Origin of the sequence: Gelidibacter mesophilus DSM 14095, assembly GCF_000423005.1 — a bacterium.
Classification (GTDB): Bacteria; Bacteroidota; Bacteroidia; order Flavobacteriales; family Flavobacteriaceae; genus Gelidibacter; species Gelidibacter mesophilus.
This window is the reverse complement of sequence record NZ_AUHD01000009.1, coordinates 1-24,923: the sequence shown is the minus strand read 5'-3', so window position 1 is coordinate 24,923 and position 24,923 is coordinate 1. Positions and strand designations below refer to the sequence as shown.

15 protein-coding genes are annotated in these 24,923 nt (G+C 36.9%); 10 read left to right on the top strand and 5 right to left on the bottom strand.

Translation table 11 applies throughout. The features are described 5' to 3' along the window. The first annotated feature begins 487 nt into the window (after positions 1-487). The 9 genes from G525_RS0111575 to G525_RS0111530 all read left to right on the top strand — a co-directional run bounded on the left by G525_RS0111575 (position 488) and on the right by G525_RS0111530 (position 13,693). Positions 488-1,045, top strand: a complete 558-nt coding sequence (locus G525_RS0111575) for a TetR/AcrR family transcriptional regulator (RefSeq protein ID WP_027126320.1) — start codon at positions 488-490, stop codon at positions 1,043-1,045. Positions 1,046-1,130: 85 nt separating this feature from the next. Beyond that, a complete protein-coding gene (locus G525_RS0111570) occupies positions 1,131-1,886 on the top strand; it encodes an SDR family oxidoreductase (protein ID WP_027126319.1) in 756 nt (251 codons plus the stop codon). Positions 1,887-2,056: 170 nt separating this feature from the next. Further along, positions 2,057-2,875, top strand: coding sequence for a hypothetical protein (locus tag G525_RS0111565; RefSeq protein ID WP_027126318.1), 819 nt, complete (start codon positions 2,057-2,059; stop codon positions 2,873-2,875). Between the two features lie 187 nt (positions 2,876-3,062). Further along, entirely contained in the window at positions 3,063-3,386 is a 324-nt protein-coding gene (locus G525_RS21760; RefSeq protein ID WP_157491928.1) for a hypothetical protein, read from the top strand. After that, entirely contained in the window at positions 3,365-4,474 is a 1,110-nt protein-coding gene (locus G525_RS20815; RefSeq protein WP_051209903.1) for a phosphatase PAP2 family protein, read from the top strand. Before G525_RS21760 ends, G525_RS20815 begins: the two co-directional genes overlap by 22 nt. A gap of 44 nt (positions 4,475-4,518) precedes the next feature. Continuing rightward, positions 4,519-5,622: a transporter substrate-binding domain-containing protein gene (locus G525_RS20810; protein WP_051209902.1), complete on the top strand. Its 1,104-nt coding sequence runs from the start codon at positions 4,519-4,521 to the stop codon at positions 5,620-5,622. 254 nt (positions 5,623-5,876) lie between these two features. Beyond that, positions 5,877-7,616: a hypothetical protein gene (locus tag G525_RS0111550; protein ID WP_027126317.1), complete on the top strand. Its 1,740-nt coding sequence runs from the start codon at positions 5,877-5,879 to the stop codon at positions 7,614-7,616. Positions 7,617-9,100: 1,484 nt separating this feature from the next. Next, entirely contained in the window at positions 9,101-12,238 is a 3,138-nt protein-coding gene (locus G525_RS0111535; protein ID WP_027126316.1) for a SusC/RagA family TonB-linked outer membrane protein, read from the top strand. Positions 12,239-12,286: 48 nt separating this feature from the next. Next, positions 12,287-13,693 (top strand): SusD/RagB family nutrient-binding outer membrane lipoprotein, encoded by a 1,407-nt coding sequence (locus G525_RS0111530; RefSeq protein ID WP_027126315.1) that lies wholly within the window; start codon positions 12,287-12,289, stop codon positions 13,691-13,693. A 283-nt stretch (positions 13,694-13,976) separates the two neighbouring features. Here G525_RS0111530 and G525_RS0111525 read toward each other — a convergent pair whose 3' ends face one another. The 5 genes from G525_RS0111525 to G525_RS0111505 form a co-directional block, all read right to left on the bottom strand. Continuing rightward, positions 13,977-16,058 (bottom strand): sulfatase-like hydrolase/transferase, encoded by a 2,082-nt coding sequence (locus tag G525_RS0111525; RefSeq protein ID WP_027126314.1) that lies wholly within the window; start codon positions 16,056-16,058, stop codon positions 13,977-13,979. 453 nt (positions 16,059-16,511) lie between these two features. Further along, on the bottom strand, positions 16,512-17,819 hold the full coding sequence (locus G525_RS0111520; protein ID WP_027126313.1) for a serine hydrolase domain-containing protein: 1,308 nt from the start codon (positions 17,817-17,819) through the stop codon (positions 16,512-16,514). Between the two features lie 387 nt (positions 17,820-18,206). Next, positions 18,207-18,800, bottom strand: a complete 594-nt coding sequence (locus G525_RS0111515) for a hypothetical protein (RefSeq protein WP_027126312.1) — start codon at positions 18,798-18,800, stop codon at positions 18,207-18,209. A gap of 429 nt (positions 18,801-19,229) precedes the next feature. Continuing rightward, positions 19,230-20,687: a RagB/SusD family nutrient uptake outer membrane protein gene (locus G525_RS0111510; RefSeq protein WP_027126311.1), complete on the bottom strand. Its 1,458-nt coding sequence runs from the start codon at positions 20,685-20,687 to the stop codon at positions 19,230-19,232. 23 nt (positions 20,688-20,710) lie between these two features. After that, complete coding sequence (locus G525_RS0111505; RefSeq protein ID WP_027126310.1) at positions 20,711-23,866, bottom strand: SusC/RagA family TonB-linked outer membrane protein; 3,156 nt, start codon at positions 23,864-23,866, stop codon at positions 20,711-20,713. A gap of 830 nt (positions 23,867-24,696) precedes the next feature. Here G525_RS0111505 and G525_RS0111495 point away from each other — a divergent pair. Further along, a partial coding sequence (locus tag G525_RS0111495; RefSeq protein ID WP_425402520.1) for an ISAon1 family transposase N-terminal region protein occupies positions 24,697-24,923 on the top strand: 227 nt, incomplete at its 3' end.

The following is a 24,923-nucleotide window of genomic DNA, read 5'->3' as shown; positions in this document are numbered from 1 at the left end:
GATCAGTGCTATCGTTGCTCCAAATGAGATCTCCGCTACCGTATGAAGGCCGATGATCAAAAATTCCGCGATAGTTAACAAAAATAGCGTTTTCGTTCCGTAAAGCAAAAGGAGATCCATCCATAACCTATTTTGATTTCATCGAAAAAACATTTCCCAAATATCATCACTTGATTTGTTAATTCTCATGACTTAAATCATGAAATCCATTTAATATGCCTCTTAATTATTCAAAGCAAAATCACAAAATAAGATTTGAAAATAGATGATTTTAAGATTCTAAACAAACTGCTTCTGGTTTACTCAGATGTCTTATAAAAATGACTATTACTAAAGATGATAGTGAGCACTCCGTTTTATAATTATCGGTAAAATGTAATACCAAAGAATTAAATAGATCAACGTCTAGATATTGATAGCGATGAGATCCCTCAATAATTTATCGTTTTTTTTGAATATTGTATTTTTGTGACCTCAATGGATTGAAATGACAAAAACAGAAAAAATATTAAATGCTGCCCTGCAACTCATCATAGAACGTGGTCTTGAACGTACACCCATGTCAAAAATTGCCGATAAAGCAGAAGTGGGAATGGGTACGGTCTACAAATATTTTAAAGACAAAGAAGATATTATCAACGCAATTTATGTAAGCATAAAAGAAGAAGAGGCCCAATTGGTTTTTGTCAACAATGGTCATAATCCGGATGTTAGAGCCACCTTTATGAACTATTACGGGCGGATGATCGATTATTTCCTTGACAATACGTTAAAATTCAACTTTATAAGTCAATATGCCTTCTCTCCCATTATAAAAACTACGACGCAAAAAAAAGCGATGTCCCAGTTTTATCATTTTGATGATCATTACAGAAAAGGTCTTGAAGAAAACCTTTTTAAGGATATTAAAGCAGAACATATGACATTTTTTGTGTTCAGTGCCATAGCTTATTGGATCAAAGCTGCCAACGAACTTCATATTAAAATTGATGAGACCTATAAAACAGTACTTCTACAAATGGCTTGGGATGCCATCAAAAAATAATTTTGTGTTTTTTTTAACAAAAACTGAATGACTATTCAGTCTATGAGTTCTAGTTTTGAGTGAATTATTACTAAAACACTATACTATGGCTAAAATGGATTTAAAAAACAAAGTCGTACTCATTGCAGGTGGAGGAAAAAACTTGGGTGGTTTATTGAGCAGTACCTTTGCATCAAAAGGGGCGAAAATAGCCATTCATTATAACAGTGAAGAGTCTAAAGCTCAAAGCGAGAAAACATTGGCTCTAGTAAAAAAAGCTGGTGGACAAGGTTTTCTTTTTCAGGCAGATTTGACCAAAGTTGAAAATATTTCAAACTTCTTTGACGAAACCATAGCACAGTTTGGAGGTATTGATGTTGCTATCAACACCGCAGGAATGGTGCTCAAAAAACCATTTTTGGAAACTAGCGAAGAGGACTATGACCAAATGTTTGCCATCAATTCAAAAATAGCCTATTTCTTTATTCAGGAAGCTGGAAAAAAGCTAAATGATAATGGCAAAATCTGTACAATTGCCACCTCTTTATTGGCTGCTTATACTGGCCTCTATTCTACATACGCTGGTGGAAAGGCACCTGTAGAGCATTTTACAAGAATGGCTTCAAAAGAATTTGGCAGCCGTCAAATATCAGTTACCAATGTAGCTCCAGGACCTATGGACACACCTTTTTTCTACGGTCAGGAATCCCAGGAGGCGGTGGTCTATCACAAATCAGCGTCGGCACTGGGGGGTCTCACAAAAATTGAGGACATCGTGCCACTCATAGAATTTTTAGTGACTGATGGATGGTGGATTACTGGGCAGACTATCTTTGCAAATGGTGGTTATACCACTAGGTAATTTTCATATGGCTTTACAGTTAATAGTGGGCCTCTTTGTAAGTGACGATCCTTCAGAATCATTACGCGGTTAGCACGTTAAAAAACTAACTACTCAATAACTAGTAATACTCTACATTTGGGCTCTTTCTCTGTTATATTTTCTTACATTTATAAATTATTTAAAAAACGATGAAAAAAACTCTACACGCATCAGCGCTAATTTTCCTTTTTATATTCTCAAGCGCATTCCTTCAAGCGCAAAATGACATTATTCTAAAAATAGATGGCACTGAAATGATTGGTAAAGTAAATGCTATTGAGGAAGCGGATATAAAGTTCACTTATCAAAACGAAACCATTGATTACACAGTGCCTAAGAACAAAATCTCTAAAATCACCTTTGCTTCTGGCAGGGTTGAGTTTTACAACCAATCTAGTAATCTAAAAGACCATCACAATAAAGTGGCCATCCTGCCATTTGCATTCATTAAAAATCAGGATGATGGTTCAATTGCCATGTCAAAAAAAATTCAACAAGAAACCTTTACTGTTTTTAATTCTCACAAGGGCATGTTGACCTTTCAAGATGTTATGACCACCAATAGGCTGCTGTCTAAAGCCGGAATAGGTGCCAATGATGAACAAAATTATTCCATGGGCGAACTATGCGATATCTTAGGTGTAGAATATGTCATTCAAGGATTAGTGGCTGTTGAAGCAACAAGTCAGTCCAGTTATTCCTCGTCAAATACGAATATACAGACAAACAATAAAAAACCGGCAAAAACCTTTGTAGGAAAATTATTCGACGATTCTGGCACTAACGTTAAATCAGGAAGCTATAGTTCCACTACCCAAAACTATACTACTACCATCACCATGAATATCTTTAACGATAAGGGGGACACTATTTTCACAAAAGATCATGAATCTTTTTGGGAAACTGAGGATGCGTACAAAATAACCTTGACTTATTTGGCTAAAAGGACACCACTTTATACCAAGTAATTCGGGTTTCTATTTTTGATTACGCTTAATTAAATGATGACTTCGTCTTTTCGATTGAATATTCTTATTTCAAAATATTATGGTAAAGTTTTACAAATTAAACATTACAAGCTTCCTATTACTATTATTAATCTTGAGTGCAATTGATTCCCAGGGACAATCACCGTTTATTATTGATCCGGCTTTAATGACTGAAGAATTTCATTTTTCATCAAAAGACAACTATTTCATCGATAATGAAGTGTTTTATAATGAATTTGACACGTTGTCAACTCCATCTAATTTTAGGATTGATTTTCCCATTTTGGCACAAGACAGTCTGTTTATTGCACCACAAAAGAAATCATTTTTTAAAAGTGATGTGTTCAGAATTGGTTTTGTTCCTGCGCTGTTTTTTACCGCCAGTGCCGCTACTTGGGGAGAAAGAGAGAACATAGGGAAATCAGAAATCGCTATATACCCACATTTAAAAATGGTTATGATAACTACATGCAATATGTGCCTGCGGTAAGCGTCTATGCGCTCAATCTTGCAGGAGTCAAAGGACGAAACAATTTGGGAAGAGCCACCATTTCATATGCAGCAAGTGCTGTTATTATGGGAATTTTGGTTAACACCATAAAATATACCGCTAAAGTGGAACGACCAGACGGTTCCAGCAATAATTCATTCCCTTCAGGGCATACCTCCAATGCTTTTATGAATGCTACCTTTTTGCATAAGGAATATGGCCAATTAAGCCCCATGTACAGTATTGCAGGCTATTCGATGAGTACATTTACTGGAATAGGACGAGGTTTAAATAATAGGCATTGGATCTCTGATGTATTGGCTGGGGCAGGAATTGGTATTTTATTTACCCAACTTGGCTACTTTTTTGTTGATAAATTTTATGGCAACGATGGCGATAGACCAGGCAAGTATGATTTTGAAGATCCATTGGAAAGACCTTCTTTCCTCTCTTTAAAGGTTGGATATGCTGGTGCCACACGTAACTTGGTTGAAGCTTATGAGCTGGGCATTCATTCCAAAAATGGTTTTGAAGCAGGATTGGAAGGTGCCTATTACTTCAGTCAAAATTGGGGTATTGGTGCTGATTTTTCATTTGTAAGTTTTCCAATTAGTACATCTGATAGTACCATTACTGATCCTGATTTTGGTACAAGCACCTCCTCTATTGTCACCGAATCTATTGGGGCTTTAAACTTTACGATTGGTCCGCATTTTACACACGCACTTGGTGGAAAATTTTTAATGCATGCCAAAGTGGGCGCAGGCGTACTATCAGGAGCCACCGGAAAATTGTCCTTTAAGGTAGAAGACATTGATAACGATGGCAATATCCTAAACGACGAATTTGAATTTCTTAGGTACAAACCAGCCACAGCATTTAAGGTCAATGGCGGACTAGGCCTAACTTATATGTTGAACGAAGAGCTAGGTGTTACCCTGTATTCAGATTATCATTATTCCAAACCTAAGTTTACTTATAGTGCCGTTGATGACGTTTCAGATCCTGATTCAAATATTAATTCAATTACACAGAAAGAAAAATTAGACTATATTTCTGCTGGTTTAAGATTAACCGCGTTTTTTTAAGCAAAAGCCTTAATAATTCATTGTTTTAGTAATCAGCTGTCATTATGAGTCATCTTAAACGCTTTGTCACTTTTATATGTGTTGCATTTGTTACTTCACTGATTTTTAGTCAGCAGGTGCAATTAAATGTTGATCTAGACGAAAATGTTCCTAAGACCATAGAAGTAGGCGTTTATATAAGTCCCCCGTTCGTCCTAAATACAGATGAAGAATTTTCTGGAATGGCCATAGATTTGTGGGAGCATATTGCGAAAAACCTGAAAACGAATTACACTTACAAAGTCTACGACAACTTTCACGACTTGGTGGTGGCAACTAATTCTGACTCTGTAAGCGTAGCCGTAACAAACTTGACGATTACTAAGGAGCGTGCCCAAAAGATTGACTTTACGCAGCCTTGGTTTGATGCTGGATTAAAAATAATGGTTAAAGAAAAGGCTGCCACCAGCTCCAATGCCTTAATAAATGGGCTTCGTGATGCCGGGCATTTAACCTCTTATTTTGTTTTAGTGGTTCTCGTGCTTTTCCTGACCATACTGATGACCCTTTTTGATCGTAAATTTGATAAAGAGTTTACAAAAAATTGGCGTGATGGGCTAGCTGATAGTTTTTACCAAGTGATGCTCATGTTTACCTCAGGAAAATTAAGCAGAAAAAACCTTTTTGGCTGGGTTGGAAGGGTATTTGCAGCAATTTGGCTAGCTGTTGGCATCTTGGTCGTTGCCTATGTCACCTCATCTATTACAAGTGTAATGACCACCCTATCCCTCTCAAATGAAATCAATCAGCTATCAGATCTTAATGGCAAAAAAGTGGGTGTGCTCAAAGATAGCGAAACGGAAGATTTTATTCACGGAAGAGGCTTTAATTACATTCCTTTCTTGAATATTGACGCTATGGTGGACGGACTTGAAGATGGTTCTGTAGATGCGATCGTGGGAGACGCGCCAATTTTAGAATATTACCAATTCACACATCACAACAAATCTTTGGAAGTTGTTGGAAGCTTATTCAAACCGGACAAGTATGGCTTTGGACTTTCGCCAAAAAATACTCTTAAAAAGGAGATTACATTAGAGATATTGAAAGCCCATGAATCTGGATATATCCGAAAACTGAAATCCAATTATTTTGGACAATCGCAATGATTTCCAATGCAGCAAAGAAGGTTACATAAAAAAATCTGAAACACTTAAATTGGAATACATTATTGCCTATAGAACTTTTTTATTATTTCTGTCACTACCCATGTGGTCTGCATATAAATTTTGTTGACTGATCCGCTTTAAAACAAGAATTGGACTATCGATTTGCTGTCCCGAAAAAGATGAGATCAAGCACATATAGATTAAATTGAGCATTGAAAGATTGCATACGTATAATTTGATTAAATAGCGTAACCATGACCAAAATTTCAGCAAAATGGATCATTCTATTGGGTCTTTTAGGCAGTATTCTAATTGGCATTTTTTTTGCAGGAAGCCTATTTGATAGGGCCGCTAGTAAAACAGTAGCCATGGCCGTTAATTCCATCAATTCTAAAAAAGAACTCATTGTAAGCATCGATGATGTCAATTTAAGTCTTACAAAAGGATCAATTTCTATTAAACGCATAAATTTTGAGCCAGATAGTGTTTATTACGAAAAGTTTAAGAGCGGAAGCATCCCTAAAAGATTGCTCTCCGCTATGCATATCTCTGAAATAGAATTGATGGGTCTCAGTATGAATTCTCTTTTTTGGGATGGACGTATGGATTCTGTGAAAATTTCAGTTAAGGACGTCATCACCAACATTTACTTAAGAGAACAAAATGAAAAATCTGCGGCTGTCTCTCAAAAACCCTCTTCCGGAGTTTTAGATTCTCTACAATTAAAAGGATTAAAAAGCATAACCTTAGGAGCGATTCAAGTCAACAACTATCAAATCAATCTCTTAAACGCTGAAACCAAGGATACCATCTCTGCAATTTTGGGTGATCATACTGAACTTAACGGATTAAAACTTAATAAACGTCAAGACGGTTCCGATCTGTTCGATCTTCAAACGGAAAACCTTGCAATCAATTTTAAAGAGCAACGCTTAAGATTGCCCAAAAATGAATTTGAAATTACTTTGGGATCGTTAGACTTTAATAATTCCGAGCAAAATTTAAAGTTGGTAGATTTTGCCTATCTGCCAATTAAAAGTCTGGAATATGTAGCTTCTAAAAGGAAATATGCTGATAACCTTGGAGATATCTCTTTCAAGTATCTTACCGTGGATGGCCTTAGCATCAATAGCTACCTAGAAAATCATTTTGCGAGTGCAAAAAAAGTGAATATCGATGGCCTGCACGCCAACTTGTTAAAGAACAAACAAAAACCTGAAAACACCCATAAGAGGCCTTTATTGCCGCAACAGCTCCTAAAAAAATTAAAGGTCCCCATCCATATTGGTGAGATTGCAATTAACAACAGCTCATTGACATATAAAGGAATACAACCAAAAAATGCAAAGGACATTGTTGTTGTTCATTTAACCGATTTGAGTGTGCGGGTAAAACACATCACTTCAATCACGGATAGCCTCGCCTCTGGGACACCGCTAACCGTAGCATTGACTTCTAAAATTTTAGGGAACCCAACTATTGATTTTAGCCTGACCATGCCCTATAACCGTCATGATGATGCCTTCACTTATAAGGGCACTGTAGGCTCAGCGCGACTTGATTTGTTTAATCCAATTCTGCTTCCTGCCGCCCATGTCAGTATTGAAAGAGGCCACATGGAAGGGATGACGTTCTTTGTTAACGCCACTCCAAACCACTCAACAGGCGTTCTTACCATGCGTTATTCTGATCTTCATGTGGATATCCCGTTAAAACATAAGTTGACTGAGCACACCTTGTCTTTTCTAGCAAGTTCTGCAATACATAAATTCAATCCTAAGAAAAACGGAAAATTACGTGTGGCAGAGATTGATTACGATCGGATTCCGTATAAAGGCATCGGAGGGTATGTAGTCAAATCGATCTTGGAAGGAGTGACAAATACCATCTCGCCTTTTGGACATCAAGATGAGCAAACAAAAAGCAATGCCAAAAAAAAGAAGACAATTGAGGTCAAAATAAAAAAGACCAAAAAGCGACATAAAACAAGCTGATTGACGTTGTAAGTTGCATATAAGTCCAAGAACAAACCCATCTGACAACGTGCTAGCGATTGGCTATTTAGACCTTAGAGTCCGCTCATAATCAAGAGTGACTGAGCCGTCAAATTGCAATTTGAAACGAATTAAAGCAATGGTTTTCCCTACTCATAAGCACTAGTATATTGGTGAGGTTCATCCAAGCCGCGTGTTATTTTCGCTTTGATAGACCCAAAATAAATCAAAGTTTCTTAATTTCGTGACCATGGAGGTTTTTGAGCATATAAAGGTGGTCATCGGCATAATCTTAGGATTGGGACTCACACATTTAATTATGGGATCCGTACGATTTATTCAGCACCCTGGCCGTAAAAAATTATATAGCGTGCATTTATTATGGGTGTTTTACATTTTTCTTTTGCTTATTCATTTTTGGTGGTGGGAATTTAATCTTAAGTCCCTCGTTCAATGGCATTTTAGGGACTATTTTTTTGTCATTTGTTATACTTTGATTTTTTTCATGATCTGCGCCTTATTATATCCCGAAGATCTGAGGGATTACGATGGTTATTAAGATTAGTTTTATTCAAGAAAGAAATGGTTTTTCGGTTTGCTTGCAATATGCTTTTTGGCCGATTTGGTCGATACGCTTATAAAAGGCACTGACTATTACATTTGGGCGACTACTGAATATTATATCCGTATTGCTAGTCATGTTGCGCTTTGCCTAGTAGCCATGACAACCAATAACAGGATTTTTCATAAATGTCTTGTCGTGGCATTTATTATTTACGAGATCTCATACATCCATCGCTATTATAATCTTGAAATGTGATACTCTTTTCACTTCTGGGATTAAGAGGTTTTGGCATAATCTTCTGCCATCCGCGCTGTTACCATTTTTTCAATCAAACTATCTCCACAAAACGTAGAGGTTAAAAACATTTTAAAAACACTAGCCGTTTATAAAAAATTTAAATTCATTATTTTAAAAACCAACCAAGGTCGCCTCACTTTTTAGCGGCTTAGCTACAAATTTCTAAGCCAAACTTATATCAAAAAGCTCTCATTCGTCTTAGTCAGCTAAACCAAATCTGAAAGATTTAAACTACTCTACTTGCTTCAAACTTCAGTTAGGTTTGGTGGTAGACCAAATTATTTTAAAAAATTCAATTTACTTATTTTCAATAGGTTAATAATCCTATCATCTAAGAGCTGCACTCCAAATTCTTATCGTTAAACTTTCAATTATCCTTATGATGTTTTTAAAAAAAATACTATATTCGTTAAATAAATCTTAAAAATTTAAAGGAACGTCACTGAATCCCCAAAATTAATCACCTATAGGATGAGATTTAAAACTACAAGATTTTTAACATTTCCGCATCTCCCCATTATGTATTAGGTGTTGTACCGAATAAAAATATCATCCAAATGGCGATCCACATTTTACATTTTATTTAATAGACTTACTTTTTAATTAATAAAATTATAAACTTATGAGAAAAAAATTACGAGTTTCCTTTCTTATTCTTTTTACATCGGCATGTTCATTTGTATTCGGTCAGAATATCACGGTTAGTGGTTTAGTTTCTGATACCAACGGAATGGCTTTAGCTGGTGTAACGATACAGGTTAAAGGTACAAACATAGGAAGTACAACTAATTTTGACGGAGAATATACTATATCTGCCTCGCAAGGCGACGTATTACAATTTTCCTATTTGGGGTTTAAAACCAAAGAAGTAACAATTTCAGGAACCATTCTGAACGTAAAATTAGAAGAGGACGCCGCCGCTTTAGACGAAGTAGTGGTAACGGCAATGGGAATTTCTAGAGAGAAAAAATCCATTGGCTATTCCGTTCAAGAATTAAAATCCGAAGATTTAATCAAAACGCCCGAGAGCAATATTGTAAATGCTTTATCAGGAAAAATCGCAGGAGCTCAAATCTCGAGTCAAGGAGGCGCGCCAGGACAGGGCTCAAGAATTATAATAAGAGGGATCAATTCTTTAGATCCAGATGCTAATAATCAACCTTTATTTATTGTGGACGGTGTTCCAATAAGTAATGACCAATTTACTGTTGGCGGCGGTGGCGGTAGAGGCGCCACCAATAGGGGTGCTGATATTAACATGGAAGACATTGACAATTTAACAGTTCTAAAAGGTGGCGCAGCAACCGCTTTATATGGTGTAAGGGCAGCTAATGGCGCCATTATCATTACCACCAGAAAAGGAAAGGATGGAAAAGCCATATTTAGCTTTTCCACCAGTACAACCTATGATGAAGTCAACAAATTCCCTGAAACACAAAAAAAATACACCCAAGGCTATAAGGGTGAATATGATCCTAACAGCTTTTGGGCTTCATGGGGTCCTACCGTAGCGGAAGCAAGAGCGATAGATCCAACGCATCCCGCAGAAATTTTCAATAATTATGAAAATGCCTACAAAACTGGGCACTCTAATAATCTGCATTTTAGCGCCTCTGGAGGAAGTGATAAAGCAACATTTTATTCGTCATTTTCAAGATTCGACCAACAAGGGGTTTTAGATTTTTCTTCGTACAAAAAAACCGGTGCTAAAATCTCTGGGGACATTAAAGTATCCGAAAAATTCAAAGTATTTAGCTCCATAGATTATGTCAATTCTGGTGGTCCAAAGGTGCATACCAGTGATTTTAATGAACGATTGACCTATTGGGCGCAAAGAGTGGATGTTCAAAACTATGAGTTTACAGAAGGCCCTTTAATAGGGACCATGAAAGGCTATCGATTTGATGGATCAAGCGGAAACAACCCTATTTATGGGAATAAAGTGAATAAATACGTCGATAATGTCGATCGTTTTTTTGGAAATATTGGTTTCAACTATACGCCTTTTGAAGGAATGAACATCAATTATCGCTTTGGATTGGATTATTACTCTGATAAACGTACCGCAACAGCTCCAGGCAGAACTGGTATTGAGGGTGAAAACTATTATGAGAATAATAACGATGGTTATATTTATGAAACTCGAATTTTGAGTAAAGACCTAACTTCAAACTTAATGGTATCCTACAACAAAGCCTTAAGCGAAAAATTCGATTTGACCTTAAGAGCTGGTTTTGATGTTTTTCAACGTGGTTACGATAGAGTAACGACAAATGGTGATGAGTTAGAAGTTTATAATTTGTACCATTTAAGCAATGCAGCCTTAATAACGACCTCACAATTTATTAGTGAAACGAGAACGGTTGGTGTTTATGGCGAACTTGGTTTGGCCTATGATAATTTCTTGTTCCTAACCGTAACCGATAGAAATGACTGGGCGTCCACCCTACCAAAAAATAATAGATCTTTCAATTATCCTTCCGTAAGTTTAGGTTATATCTTTTCAGAAAGTTTTGAAATGCCTAGTTGGTTTACTTATGGTAAGTTAAGAGGCTCGTGGGCACAGATTGGAAAAGATGCCGTTGGCGCCTATTTAACTTCAGATGTTTATAGAGCTACAGCCAACAACTTTCCGGTGGGCGACGTGACAGGTTGGACAAGACCTGGTAACAAAGCAGATCCGTTGCTGAAATCGGAATTGACTACAGAAATTGAATTTGGTGCCGAATTACGATTTTTCGATAATCGATTTGGACTGGACGTTACAGTTTATAAATCAAATGCAGCAGACCAAATTTTAGGCGTTCCTCTTTCTTATTCTAGTGGGTATAGTTCTTATACAACCAATGCTGGAGAGATAGAAAACCGAGGGATTGAGATAATGCTAAATGCCACACCTGTACGAAATGAAAATTTTTCATGGAATCTTAACGTCAATTTTTCTTCAAACAAAAATGAGGTCATTTCCATTAAAGAGGGTATCGAAAATATATTTTTAGATAGTAACTATGGTTATGCAGGAAGTTCAGCATCTCAAGTATTATATGCCGGTGAGGCTTATGGAAATATTCTTGGTAGAAGTTATGCCAGATATTACGAAAACCCAGCTGATGGTGATGCTTTAACTTTAGATAAAAGCAGACCCCTATTGATTGGAAGTGATGGTTTTCCAGTAATCAATACCACCCAAAAGATTTTAGGAAATTCCACTCCTGATTGGATGATGAACATTGGCAATGAAGTAAGCTACAAAAATTTCACCTTAGGTTTTAATTTTGACTTTAGACAAGGGTTTGAGAAATTCAACAATTTAGACAACTTCTTTTCAGCTTTTGGAATTGCGCCGTATACAGAGAATAGAGATCAAACCATAGTTTTCGAAGGCGTAAAGGCCGACGGCACGCCTAACACCACGCCTGTGTATTTAGGACAAGGTATAGGACCTGATGGAAAAGATTATGGAGATGGTTATTACAGACTCAGACACCGTGGGTCTACAGAAAACTTCATTCAGGATGCGTCATGGATCCGTCTTAAAAATGTAAGATTAACCTATGAATTACCCCAATCTCTATTAGATAGAACTGTCATTAGTCGCGCAAGCTTAACGGCTAGTGGCACCAATTTATGGTTAAAAACTGACTTTACTGGCTTTGATCCCGAAGCTTCTGAAAGCCAAGGCAATGCTGATGGTTTCGCAGGTTTAGGGGCGTATCCTGGATTAAGGTCTTATGCACTCACATTACGCATGACGTTTTAAACAACCCATAGGCATTCCATCTGTCAATTAACATTAAAAAACAAACACATGAAAAATAAAATATTCTTATTCTTAATAATCATATTCACAGCCATAAGCTGCGATGATTATTTAGATATTAATGAAAACCCAAACGGTGCAACCACGCCACCCATCAAGGGATTGCTCGCCAATGTCACGTATAATACCGCCATAAATGTTTATCGGGTAGCTTATACTTCCAATTATTATGTGCAGTATTTTGCGTCTCCCAATGCGGGGAGTACGACTGACATACAGGATCGAATAAGTACAAACACCATTTGGAATAATATCTACGGGGTTAGCTCAGATATTTATGATATGGAAAAATTCGCAAAAGAGAGTAATTCCGTGGAATATGTAGGTGTAGCCAAAACTTTGATGGCTATTAATATTGGAATGGCCATAGATGTTTATGGAGATATTCCGTATAGCGAAGCATTCTCTTTTGAAAGCATTGTGCCAACTTATGACGACGACGAAGAGTTGTATACCACAATTATCACTTTGTTGGACGAAGCCATTGTATCCTTCAATCAAACTAATGAAGGTGAAGCCTTGACCAGTTCCAATGATTTTATCCATGGAGGCAACATCAATGCTTGGAAAAAAACAGCCTATGCTTTAAAAGCAAGGTACATGAACCATCTTTCAGGAACTTCGGGTTATAATAAAGCAGGAATTATAGAGGCTTTAAGCAAGTCTTACACGTCAAATGAAGACGATGCAGAATTGACTACATTTCAACAGAGAAATCCTTGGGGCCAGGTGGCCGTAAACAATGCCGGTCTTAATTTGGACGGTTGGCTTTCGGAACAAGTAGTAGATGCCATGAACGGCACTACCTTTGGAGTTTTCGATCCAAGGCTACCTTTAATTACCAATCCTTTACCGGATGGCACTTACGTGGGAACAACAAATGGCGTTGGAAGAATCGGTGATGGTACAATCCCCTTTGAGGTTTATTTGAGCACAGATGGCTATTATTCAAGTCCAGATTCGCCCTTGTTTATAATTACCTACCCTGAAACGAAGTTTATTGAGGCAGAAGTGCAGTTGAGAGACAACAACCCAACGGAAGCTTATAACGCCTATTTGGAAGGCATCAAAGCCCATATGGAAAAATTAGGGGTTGCGGCTGAAGATATTTCGAGTTACCTATCAAATCCGATAGTAGCAGTGGGTGCGGGAAATCTAGATTTAAAGACTATTTTTAAAGAGAAGTACATTGCATTGTTCTTAAGCCCTGAAACCTGGGTCGACGCCAGAAGAATCGATTATAATTATGAAGATTTCACAATTCCTGCAAATCATAACACGGAATTGGGAGGACAATTTATAAGACGTTTTGATTATCCTGATGCGGAATATGAAAGAAATGGCGCCAATGTACCAACCGTCGATTTATTGACACGCATTTGGTGGGATAATTAGATTTAACATTTTGATACTCTATTTGAAATAAAGAAACTTCATCTTTTACCTCAATTCAGAAAAAGTCACTCTTTTTAGATAAACGAATAAAAAGCGATTGAATAAACTTAGTTTTTATGAGGTCGCTTTTTATGTATAAATTTCTTAAAATAAAATAACATCCTCTACATGTTAATTGTCTAATGACTTACTATTACTCTAAAATTATTAGATATTTTGGAAGCTTTATTCCATAAACAAATAAAAACATTGAGGTCCTAATTTTAATCCTCAAAGTTTAGTTCTACAAACTTTTTTTTTCGATATAAAACATTTTTTTAGTAACTAATTTCTTAGGCATTGATGGGCCTTGCAATTTTAACGAGACCGCTGGCGAAATTGAATCGTTTTGTTGATAGAAAACGCGAATAGGATGGTACCCCGCTTTTAAATATACTTCCTCTGACACGGCATCAGCACTATAATTAAAATCATTGTCCAATAAATGAATCTCATGCAGCATCACATGGGATTTTGAAGCGGACTCTAGGTAGAAGGTATAAGCACCATCTTCGGGAATTTTAATATAACCCGTATAGGACAACCCAAATTTTGAAATTAATCCGTTCGTTCTTACATCAATTCCTTTAGATCTCGAAGTTTTCACTGGCTCCATTAAATCGAAATTTGGCACCCAATCATGCGCTCCTGAAAATACCCTTTTGTGCAAACCTCTTTTTACTTTTGATAATTTCACACTAGGGATCAATTCTAAATCATAAGGCCTGACCGCACTATTCGATTTCTTTCTTCCTTGAAGTACCTGATCCAACATTTTTTGCTGCAATTCAGGCATAGAAGCTGCCAAATCCATGCTTTCTCGTTCATCGGTCACAACATTATAAATTTCAAAGGGTGAGTTATAATGTTCCTTTATATCATAGCGAACGCCCTTATAATCGCCCATACGGATGAATTGCATTTGTCCTCTTTTCCTTCCGCGCTTTGACGCTTCAAAATCGTTGTAGGAAGGTGTTTTTCCGCCCACAGCATACTCGCCATAGATATAGCCTTTATCTACCTGTTGGGCGTTGTTTTGTGTTAAGGAAGGCACTAAGGAAACCCCATCGGTATAAGCAGGAATCGCCACTTCTGCGAGTTCTGCGAAGGTCGCCATCCAATCCCACTGTCCTGACGGAAATGTCACTTCAGACTTTTCCGGAATCACTCCGGGATACCTCGCTATGGTAGGCATTCTAATACCACCTTCCCATAAATCGCGCTTTATGCCATTAAGGTTTCCATACGACTGAAAAAACTCTGGGTCCTGAACAAACTCACCACCACTCCCCGGTTCATCGTGAGGCCCATTATCAGAGGTAAATACAATTAACGTTTCCTTATCAATATTCAAATCTTTTAACAGTTGAACAATATCAGCAACCGCATTGTCAATTCTTCTGATCATTGTAGCATGTCTTTTCTCGGCTTCTTTCCAATCCCTATTGGCATAATCGGGATGGATATAAGAATCTCTATCGCCAGTAGCAGTATTGACTAAAGGCTTTCCTGACGAATCACCAGTCCATTGCAATCCTCCATTTAGGCCGCCGCCGCTCGGGTATTTCTGAGTTGGAACCTGCAACATGGCGTGAGGAGCATCATACGCCAAATACAAAAAAAATGGCTGTTCTGATCGCTGGGATTCGTGATCCATAATCCATTGCTTTGATTTTGCTGTAAAAACATCCGTTGTATAGGTCAAATCTGTGTTTTCTAAAACATTGGTGTAGCCATCAGTAAAATAAGCCCTTTGTTGTGTCGTTCCATTTTGGGGATAGTGTTGATGGCCCTGAATGTGATACAAGTAACCATAAAATTGATCAAACCCTCTTTTTAGGGGATGCGCCTCTAGAGTTTGAGGATTGGGTTCATGGTCTCCACGAGTTCCTGCCAATCCTGCCTTGCCAACGTGAAGTGTACGATATCCTGATTTTTGCAACATCTCAGCCATAGTCAATCCTTTTTTAATCGGACTATCAAAATGATTATCCCTAACCGTTGCATGACCTTGGTGCAAGCCTTCCAGCACGGATGACCTTGCGGGAGCACAAACAGGAGCAGACGTATAATGATGCGTCAACATGGCCCCTTCATTTGCAAAAGCATCAAGATTAGGGGTAAACAATTTTGGACGCCCAGTAATTTGGTTTTGCCAAAAGTTACCCAAATCACCATAGCCTAAATCATCGACATAGATAAAAATAATGTTAGGTCCGTTATTGGGCTTATGGTTGCCGGAATAATCAACGTTTCCGTTTTGTGCATTTACAAATAGAGTTGTGATGCACAAAAATAAAAAGGTGCGTAATTGCTGCTTCGTCATAGGTTTTTTGATTTCCTTTTTAAATTGATTATCTTGATCATTTTGAGAATCATAGCATTTAAATAGGATTTTCCGTCCATCACATTTTTTAATTTGGTGATATCTGAACGAATGCATCAAATCTAGATAAACTAAGAGCATCTCCCAAATCATTTGATTAATTATAAGCTTCTTGACCATAGTAATTCAGCATGAAAAAGATTTTTAGTTCCTTAACATCCGCAGAATGCACGATTTTTATAAGGATTATAGAAACCTTGCAACGCGTATTGCTATATTTCTTTGAGTATTCTAAAGGTTTTCTTTGGAGGGCTGAAGTCAGTTTGCTGCTTCATAGATTTTGAAGTTCTTTAATGCACAGGAATCGGCTATATTTCGTTACACCTGAGAAAAAATAATAAGTCTTAAATGATTATACGGAATACCTCTTTTCGATCTGCCAAAGTTTCACTCTTAATCGTGGTTATTTATTTGTCTCCAAATTTTAGGTCCGAAATCATCTTCATACATCTGTCGATTGGTCCGTGTTGGATGGACACGGTTGGTAAGAATAATTAAAAACCGATGATTATCGGGATTCAAAAAGAAATACGTCCCGGTATATCCCGTGTGGCCAAAATCATCCTTTCTATAAAATTCATTAGGTTTTCGTTTGTCAAAACCAATCCCACGATAAATTCCCTTTTTGGCAAGTGGCGATCTTTTAAACGTTTTCACCACTTTGGGTTTAAGAATTTGTTTGTCCTGATAGGTTCCCTTATTCAATAACATCTGGCAGATTACAGAGACGGATGCTGCATTTGCAAATACGCCGGCGTTTCCCGAAACACCTCCAAAAATAGCCGCACTTTCATCATGCACATAGCCCTTTAAGGTATCTTTCCTGAATAAATTATCAATCTCGGTTGGGATCACATGGTCCTTTGAAGTCCATTTCAAAGGATTGTAACCTATTTTTGAGATTCCTAAGTCGTTAAAAAGACCATTCGCCAGTACATCCAGTTTCAATCCAGTCTTTGCCTCCATCATTTGTTGTGCAAGAATCAAATTTAGATCGCTGTACACGTAGCTCCCTCGCGGATTAACGAGCGCCAAAGCAAGGCTATCAGAAACAGTTTTATAAAACTCAGGGTTCAACCACATGTTTTTATAGATTTGAATATAACCGTCCGTTTTTTCAAAAGCGAGATATTTCTTATCGTAAACAATGTTTTTATTGACATACATACTATCAAATAGATCAACAAAAACTTCTGATTTCTCATCATTTAAAAATGGTGATCCATCTAGCGTAAACATAAGGCTTTTGTAAAATATAATTCCTGATTTTAATCCAGAAGTATGCGTCAACAATTCAAAAAGCGTTAAATCAGAAACGGGTGTATCTTTATAATTCACAACCGCATCGCCCAATTTATCGTCTAAATCAATTTTGTCTTCTCCAACCAATCGCATGGCCACAAGTGTTGCTCCCAAAACTTTAGACATAGAAGCCAAATCGTACACATCGTCTGAGGTGACTCGTTGTTGTTTTGAATAATCATGATAGCCATAATTCTTCGTTATAAAAACGGAATCTTTATCCCCCACAATAATTTGGGCGCCAGGGAAGAAATTTTTATCAAGTGCATTATTCATCATCGAATCGATAAAAACCTCATTTTGTATGACGTTAAATTTCTTCGACTGTTTTAGGGATTTACACCCCATCATAGAAAGGATCAGTAAAATAAGCACTATAGCAACTCCTGTTTTTTTCATTTTTTATAGTATCAGGTACACATTGGATCTAGCCATGAAGGTTTATGAGAACTAAAATAGGAAAACAAAAACATTTTTCACGCTAAAAATTAATGCGCTTATCATTCCTCTAAAAAGGTAGAGATTTTCTGCAATTGATTTCTTCTATTCTGAGTTTTTTGGAAAGCTTAATATTTAGCGCAATTGCGCCCATTCTACGTTAGTCATCATAAAAAACAGTTCTTTGTAGAACAAATGAATGAAGATTAAATGAATTAGTTATGGCATCTGCATTCTTATGCTAGCGATTAGAATGTCAAAAAAATTCATATGAGTTAGACCGTCATGATTTTTAAATTCCGTTCCACTAGTTGAAAAACTCAATTTTATAGAAGTATCCCGGAATAGTTATTTTTCCACAATTTGGATATCGAATAATCCTTTTTTAATAGTGATACTTTCACCATCTTGATTTATAAGTTCTCCTGAAAAATTTCCCTGCAACCTGTTGTTGTCTTTAGAAAAAAGTGTTAATTTAAAATTATCAGAATACGTGGTACCAGCATATGTATTGGCAACTGAAAACTGCTGCCCCGTATTATCGGTAATGATCTTTTGATCCACAACATAGTTAATCTGGGCGTTTTTTACATCTTCAGGACGAAAGGTATAAGGCATCGTCAATAGATTTATATTTGTCCCTGAGAAGAAAATTGTTCCTAGATTTGAAAAATTATTCGGGTTTAACCGTGTCATTATTACCCAAGGCGTAGAAGGATTAGAATAGCCAAATAGATCTTCTTCGTCAGGATTATTTCCAATAGATGTGAACTCTATGATGGTATCCTTTAATTTTGTCACCCCATTGATTACAGTGGATTTCTCATATTCAAACTTAATAAATCCTGTACTGTAAGACGCAACCTCTGCATCATCATTTGTACAAGCCGTAAGGGAAACTATTCCAATTAAAATGGAAATAAAGAAGGTCAGTGTTTTCATAAGATTTGAATTTATGATTACCCCATATAATCTATAAGAACGTATGAGTCAAGGATTATTTTCTTGGAGCCGTTCAGATGCGCCCGTATTTGATTGAGATTGGAGTTCAAACATAGTCTTTCTTTTGAGAGCATCGAATTTAAATCAATGAAAAGCTACTTATATAATGATAGAAACCACTTCTTTCTTTTAAGAATCCTTTGCTCAGCAAAATTAACTACCCACCTTATTTTTCCTTCACGAGATTTTTGTTCATGAAAAATAATGCCATTAAAGCTGTTTCAATGTTTTTATGGCTTTCTCCTCCAATGAAAAAAACCTAAAAAATCATTGATTTTTAGGCTTTTTAGTGAGGTAGTGAACTTTATAGGCAATACCTTAGTATTTATTGATTAAATACAAATCATTGAAAATTATTTGTAACACAATTTAATATTCCGGATTTTGTTGATTCCCAATTTCAGGGTTTGCATTGATCTCTTCTTGGGAGATTGGTAAAATAGTTTTATAAAATGAGCGATCAATTGTTTTTGCTCTAGTTGAAATTGGAACTCCTCCAAGATCGTCATTAAAGGTTATTTCCTTATCTAATCTTAACAAATCAAAAAATCGCTGACCTTCAGTAAACAATTCTTTACTTTTTTCATCCAGAATCATATCGATACTTATCGTTCCGGCAGTTGCAGGAGCCAAATCTGGTGCTCTTTTTCGAATCTCATTAAGATAGGTGGCCGCTAAGCCTTTATCTGAATGAAATGCCGCTTCGGCAGCCATCAAATAGATTTCGGATAACCGAATAACTTTAATGTTTACCGAGGTTGGCGTAGACTTGCCATCTCCACCTAAATTAATATCACCACTATACTTATAACTCGCCCCCATATGCGTTTCACTTACCTCATCGTATGAAAGGATACCCCATCTCACATCATTGGGGTCTTCTCCCAACCGGTTCAAATAATAATCACTGGCTATAAATTGACCAATGGCACTTGAAGATTCATGTCCTGCTCTTCTTAAATAAACACTGAGGCTAGAGTTCCCTAAATCCGCTTCACTGGGAAGGATAGCCAATTCAAATATGGATTCAGACCCAAACTGACCTGTCCAAGAATCAACCCATTCATTGTTAGAATACAAAGAATATACTCCCGAATCTATAATTTCTTGAGCGGCAACAAGAGCGGCAGGATACTGTTCCATGTTAAGATATACCCTTGCCTGCATGGCCAGATTGGCATAATAGTTTAAATAACCGTTGGTCTTGCCTTTTGAAAGAAGCGGTTGTGCCTCTTTTAAATCAGATATAATTTGATTATAATTTTCTGCTACCGTCGCTCGCAAAGGTTGTGCTAATGCATCTAAAGGTTCGAGGATATTAGGAACTCCATAAGATTCTTTATCATAGGAATATGGTTTTCCATAAATTCTAACCAAATCAAAATACATTAACGCTCTTGCTGTTAAGGCTTGCCCCTTTACATCATCAAAATCAGCTTCTGACCCGGCATCTTCCAACTTTTCAATATTCACAATAAGATTATTGGCTTGAAGGATACTATTGAATATACTATTCCAAAAGCTAGAATATGATCCGCTAGTAGGCGAATGGTTAAAAGAATAAAGTCCGTCCAACCCTCTACCCATAGAGAAAGTTGTGAGATCTCCTCCTTTAGCCTCAGCATATAACATGAAATTACGACCGTAATAACTAGAGGAAGTCATATTACTCATTATTCCGGTAAGCATAACTTTTGCGTCTGCAAGGGTTTGAATGGATGTTGAAGCATCTCCGGAATTACTTGGGGTTACATCAAGAAAATCATCATCGCATGAGCTCAACCCAAGGCATAGAATAATAATTATGAAAGATTTTATAGTGTTCATTTCTTCAGTTTTTTTTTAATTAATTATAATGATAATTCAATACCAAAGGTATAATTCTTCATAAAGGGGGTTTCCCAACCTCTTGCAGCATAACGACCAACTTCAGGATCTGCATTTGTATACTTTGAAAAAGTAAGCAAGTTTGTTCCAATAACATATAACCGGATGTTATCAAATCCAATTGGTTTAATCAAACTGGCTGGCAGATCATAATTTAATCTGATATTTTTCAATCTAAGAAAACTTGCATCATAAATATGTCGTCCACTTTTCTGTATGGCATCTGTTAAGTCTGTTCCCCTTACTTTTGGTAAACTTCCATTTGGATTTTGCTCCGTCCACATATCGTCATAGGCATATTGCGAGCGGATTCTTTCCCAGTAATAGCCATCATCAGAAACATCCTTTTCGGCGCCATCATAAAGTTTTCCACCTATTTTATAGATAAAATCTAAGCCCAAGGAAACCCCTTTATATTTAAATTCGGTATTTAAGCCCCCGTAAACATCAGGAATCCCATCCCCTATAATGGTGTAATTTGCGTCGTTGTAATCATAGGTAGCGCCTCTTCCATTTAGAAGAAAGTCACCAGCTTGAGGATTTTCACTATCATTTACATAATATCTGCTCATTCCATTCTCAGGATCGACACCAGCATATTCATAACCATAAAATGCTAATGTTGATTCGCCTTCACGGTAAATGTATTGGGCTGTAGCATCGCTATCATTTACCCATATAATATCTGCTCCTTCACTCAATTCAAGCACTTTTGAATCGACAAATGATGCATTGACCGAGGCACTCCACGTGATATCGTTTGCGCGAATAATATCACCCCCTAACGATAATTCCAAACCTTTATTTCTAATAGACCCTATGTTTTTTAGAGTAGAACTAAAACCTGTCACTCTTGAAATTGGGACACTCTGCAATAAGTCTTTAGAATCTCGAGTAAAATATTCGATAGTTCCATACAGTCGATTTTTAAACAATCCAAATTCCAAAGCAACGTCTGTTGAATAATTGGTCTCCCAAGACAAGCTTTCGTCAGCGACATTACTCAGAACCCCACCAGCGGTTTCCATGTATTTTGCAGAATATCCGGTAAGCGATCTCCAACCAAAATTAGAAGGTGGCAAGGTACCGTTAACGCCATAGGAAGCTCTCAGGCTTAAATTACTGATGGCATCTACATTCTCTAAGAAAGCTTCTTTACTGATATTCCAAGAAGCGCCAACAGACCAAAAGTTACCCCAACGCGAATCTGGGCCAAGTTTTGAACTTCCGTCACGTCTGAACGAACCAGAAATATAATATCGCTTATCAAAACTATATTCCAATCTGGAAAGAATAGACATCATATTATTGCCCCAATAGTAAGCGCTCGCATCTGTGTCACCTGCCGTAGCTACAGTGTGTAAATTACTTGATGGCAAGTCTTTCCCGGAAGCCCGAATATAATCGGTTTGATTCTTTTCAACTTCATAACCCGCCAAAAAACCTAAATTATGGGAACCAAAATCTTTGGAATAATTTAAAGTGGTAGAAGATACTATTCTTCTAGAATTTGTGGACATTTCATCTACAGTTCCAAGACCCTGTCCATTGTAATGTAATCGACTGTAGTACAAATGATCTTTAGTTTCAATATTGTCGTAAGAAAAAAGAGTTTGCACATTAAGCTCTGGAAGAATATTCACTTTCAGACCTTCTATGGCACTCACTCTTAGTGTTGTTGATGAATTTTCCCATTCATTATCATAATATACGTTGTTCTGCGCCAAACTTCCATAACGCGCAGTCCATGGTTCTCCAGTCTTATAATTAGTAGGATGGTATAATCCCCAAAGGAGATTCCGCGTTTGCTCATAATAGTTAGAACTAAGATTTCGACTATCATTGAAACCTGTCAATTCAGTTTGAGCAACGTTTACTTTGGCCGAAAACTCAATATATTTCCCAATTTTCTGTTCTAAATTAACCCTTCCTGAAATCCGTTCATTTCCATTAATTTTAACTCTACCTTCATCTTTACTATAAGAAAAAGAAGAATAATAATTTGTTTTCTCACTTGCTCCACTTACTGAAATATCTTGGCTCTGATTTACAGCTGTTCTGAAATAAGCATCTTCCCAATCATAATATTGACCTTCCCTATTTACCAAGCCATCGGTCATACCTTTAATCATGAGGCTTTCTCCTACCCCGGTGCCATTGGTTTCAAAATAATACCCATGTTTATTGAACTTTACATTTAAGCGTCTTAGAGCATCTGCATTTGCAACAGCCTCACTCTTTCCGCTCGAGGTATTATAGTCATGGAAAACTCGATATAAATAATCAACATTTTCCTGAGTACTCGCAGGCTCATAATTGTCAGTTGCCCAGGAGGGACTAAAACCGGTTGAAGATTTAATTGTAATTCGTGGTTCTCCTTTTTTTCCTCGTTTCGTGGTGATCATCACCACACCGTTAGCTGCCCTAGAACCATATAGTGAAGATGCCGCAGCATCCTTTAAAATAGAGATCGATTCAATATCACTCGGATTCAAGGTATTCATGATATTATTGGTAACCACAATTTGATCTGACAATTGGCCCGAATTCCCAGAAGAAACAGGAACACCATCAATTACATAAAGCGGTTGCGTAGAAGCATTCATGGAACCAATGCCACGAATCTGAATACTTGTTGAGGACCCTACTTGCCCTGATCCTTTGGTAACATTTACCCCTGCAGCCTTACCGGCCAACGCATCTTGAAAGGACGCAGTTGGAACATCTTTAATATCACTACTTTTCACAACAGAAGCTGATCCGGTATAAGATTCTTTTGTAGCGGTGCCGTATGCGACCACAAAAACCTCATCCAAAGCCGTCGCAGATTCTCTTAGGGAAACATCAATTCTATTGGACGCTCCAACTTTTATCAATTGATCTTCAAATCCCACACTGGTAAATTGTAAAGTTTGCCCTTCAGCCACTTCCAAGGAATATTTTCCATCAAAATCGGTAACGACCCCCCTAGAGGTGCCTTGGACGAGTATGTTCACACCCGGCAGTGGAAGCTGTTTGTCATCGGTCACTGTTCCCGTAACCACCTTCCCTTGAGCAAAACTCAACTGTGCTAGAAAAAGCATTAGCAGTGTTAAAAATCCAGTTAATTTTACCTTCATAATTAAATCAAATAATTAATTAATATTCATTTTTTTTGGCCTTTCATTAACGAAATGTTATGATGTCCTTAACAAATATAGATTTTATTTTTATAAATTCAAACTTAGATATGAACGTAGATTGATTAAAATTGTTAATACTTTGAGTTTGTGGTATGGAAGAGATTGATGAATATTTTGAGATAAGTAAGCACCCAAATTAGGCAACTTTTATTATATTTTAACTATCTAATTGTTTTGGAAAGCTGTAAGTCTTTGATTTCTATTTGATAGGCTCTAAAATCACTTTTTTTAAAATATTGGCCACTCCTCTACACGTACAATTTAAATTAGCAATTATTATGGCTGAAAATAAATTTGAAAACCTAAAATACAATCATCAAACTTAATTTACAGAGCAACCATCTAAAACAACTACTAAATTTTTTTACAGATTACTTAGAAACGGATATGCAATCTAAACAATGGGATAGTCGACTGTTAAACAAACAATTTGGAGCTTTGCTATGTGGAGTTAAGAATGTCATGTTGTTCCGTCTAAAAGCAACTTTTATGACGGGTCGCGCTAAAAGGATAAATTTTCTTGATCCTAATTCAGGGGCCGTTGCTTATTAAAAGTAGTAATAATGGCTTTTTTTCATTCCTGGCAGTTTCCACAAACAATTTTCACATAGACGGAAAAACTCCGTACCCATTTTAATTGATATTGATTAAAAGAAGGCAGATTGAATTCGTTGATCCTGAGTTCAGGACGATTGCTCATTAATGCCTAAAGCTGCGATAGGATCATTCTCAAAAGTTGTGTGTGAATTGAAATAGAATTCTGATTTTTGTTTAAAAAACAAGCTTTGGACAACTATCTAGACCTATTGAAATTGATTCTTCCTGAATTTTTGATTGACCACTTCGACCTTGTGAAGAACACCAAGAACGGCGAAGTAATGCATCTCTATTTTGAAGAGCGAAACACCCCACCGAAAGAGCAGACTTCCAGGGTATTGATAGCACATGGTTTTCACAAAGAAGTAACCATCCAGGATTTTCCATTGCGCGGAAA

What these genes read in the sequence shown, in the direction of transcription:
- G525_RS0111535 (WP_027126316.1), top strand. Translation starts at nt 9,101, where the DNA reads ATGAGAAAAAAATTACGAGTTTCCTTTCTTATTCTTTTTACATCGGCA.
- G525_RS0111515 (WP_027126312.1), bottom strand. Translation starts at nt 18,800, where the DNA reads ATGAAAACACTGACCTTCTTTATTTCCATTTTAATTGGAATAGTTTCC.
- G525_RS21760 (WP_157491928.1), top strand. Translation starts at nt 3,063, where the DNA reads ATGACTGAAGAATTTCATTTTTCATCAAAAGACAACTATTTCATCGAT.
- G525_RS0111570 (WP_027126319.1), top strand. Translation starts at nt 1,131, where the DNA reads ATGGCTAAAATGGATTTAAAAAACAAAGTCGTACTCATTGCAGGTGGA.
- G525_RS0111510 (WP_027126311.1), bottom strand. Translation starts at nt 20,687, where the DNA reads ATGAACACTATAAAATCTTTCATAATTATTATTCTATGCCTTGGGTTG.
- G525_RS0111525 (WP_027126314.1), bottom strand. Translation starts at nt 16,058, where the DNA reads ATGACGAAGCAGCAATTACGCACCTTTTTATTTTTGTGCATCACAACT.
- G525_RS0111565 (WP_027126318.1), top strand. Translation starts at nt 2,057, where the DNA reads ATGAAAAAAACTCTACACGCATCAGCGCTAATTTTCCTTTTTATATTC.
- G525_RS20815 (WP_051209903.1), top strand. Translation starts at nt 3,365, where the DNA reads ATGCAATATGTGCCTGCGGTAAGCGTCTATGCGCTCAATCTTGCAGGA.
- G525_RS20810 (WP_051209902.1), top strand. Translation starts at nt 4,519, where the DNA reads ATGAGTCATCTTAAACGCTTTGTCACTTTTATATGTGTTGCATTTGTT.
- G525_RS0111530 (WP_027126315.1), top strand. Translation starts at nt 12,287, where the DNA reads ATGAAAAATAAAATATTCTTATTCTTAATAATCATATTCACAGCCATA.
- G525_RS0111575 (WP_027126320.1), top strand. Translation starts at nt 488, where the DNA reads ATGACAAAAACAGAAAAAATATTAAATGCTGCCCTGCAACTCATCATA.
- G525_RS0111520 (WP_027126313.1), bottom strand. Translation starts at nt 17,819, where the DNA reads ATGAAAAAAACAGGAGTTGCTATAGTGCTTATTTTACTGATCCTTTCT.
- G525_RS0111505 (WP_027126310.1), bottom strand. Translation starts at nt 23,866, where the DNA reads ATGAAGGTAAAATTAACTGGATTTTTAACACTGCTAATGCTTTTTCTA.
- G525_RS0111550 (WP_027126317.1), top strand. Translation starts at nt 5,877, where the DNA reads ATGACCAAAATTTCAGCAAAATGGATCATTCTATTGGGTCTTTTAGGC.